Here is a 1,269-nt window from a genome sequence, read left to right as displayed (position 1 = left end):
AATGCTCGCGAACCCGAAAATAATTCATTAAAAGCAGATGAGAGTAACTCTTGAAAGAAAGAGCTTTCGTAGTCACCAACTTATAAAACCCAGCCCTTAATGTAGGTAAAAGTAATGCCATCAATTTTTTTAAACTCACCAACAGATGAATTACTGCTGCCTATCTCTGTCATATAGAATGAACCGGGTATAACGGCAATTCCGCTCTCGCTATAAAAATTTTTAGTCAGAACGATGGTAACTTCAATCTTACTTACTCTAACCTCAATGGGGTTTAGCGCCTTTATAGATTCAGGAATGTTTTCATCTGAAATTGTTACCTCTTCGGTAGCCGTGTGATTCTCAAGTATCTCCCTTGCCGCCGCTTCTACTGCAATGACATCTAAATCAGCTGCGTTCGGATGCTCAACGCATGCTGAAAGCATGAAGAGCATAAATAATATCGATAGCTTTTTCATTTTAAACACTCCAATACATAACACCCCGCATAGAGGGCAAGTTTATGGGTGCAGCTCTTGAGCGTAGCGAAATGCGCCCGTAAAGTTGTCCCAGCGACCGAAGGGAGTGAACTGATGCGTTTGTTATATTTGGTTGATTTAACTCGGTTTTGATAAAACAATCCATGTCCCTCTACGTTAACCATTTAGGTAAAAATATACTCGTTTGAACTCAAAACAACAACTGATGTTGACTTGCGAAGACCAAACAACGAATGCTCGCGAACCCGAAAACAACTCATTAAAAACAGATGAGAGTGACTCTTGAAAGAGAGAGCTTATGCCATAGTTATTTGTTCATCTACTCATCTGCAACAAACCTAGTATTATAAAGCTTATAAACAAGCTTAATACTTAGAATAATACACAAAACTGCAAACGGTAAAACTAACAATACCTCGGAGCCGTGTCCAAAGTGCATATCCGGAAAGGCCCTAATGGAAACCATTACGCACAAATAACTAACCCAAACACTAATTGCAAAAAATGGCGACAAAAGAATAACAAACAACCATTGCTTTTCACGACGTTTTTTAAATTTATTAAAGGCCTGTCTGGATTTGTTCATAAACCCAATAACATCTCCGACACATAACACCCCGCATAGAGGGCAAGTTTATGGGTGCAGCTTTTGAGCGTAGCGAAATGCGCCCGTAAAGTTGTCCCAGCGACCGAAGGGAGTGAACTGATGCGTTTGTTATAACTGGTTGGATTAATGCAATTTTGAATTAACAAACCTCACTCCTTTGATGTTGTTATTTGATACGTTGTT

1 protein-coding gene is annotated in these 1,269 nt (G+C 39.4%); it reads right to left on the bottom strand.

Translation table 11 applies throughout. The annotated features are described in order from the left end of the window. Window positions 1-80 precede the first annotated feature (80 nt). Complete coding sequence (locus tag ACKLNX_RS00045) at window positions 81-458, bottom strand: hypothetical protein (RefSeq protein WP_412970762.1); 378 nt, start codon at window positions 456-458, stop codon at window positions 81-83. Between the last annotated feature and the right edge of the window lie 811 nt (window positions 459-1,269).

This window comes from Glaciecola sp. MF2-115, from assembly GCF_047250385.1.
GTDB lineage: Bacteria > Pseudomonadota > Gammaproteobacteria > Enterobacterales > Alteromonadaceae > Glaciecola.
This window is presented reverse-complemented; position numbering and strand designations above follow the sequence as displayed.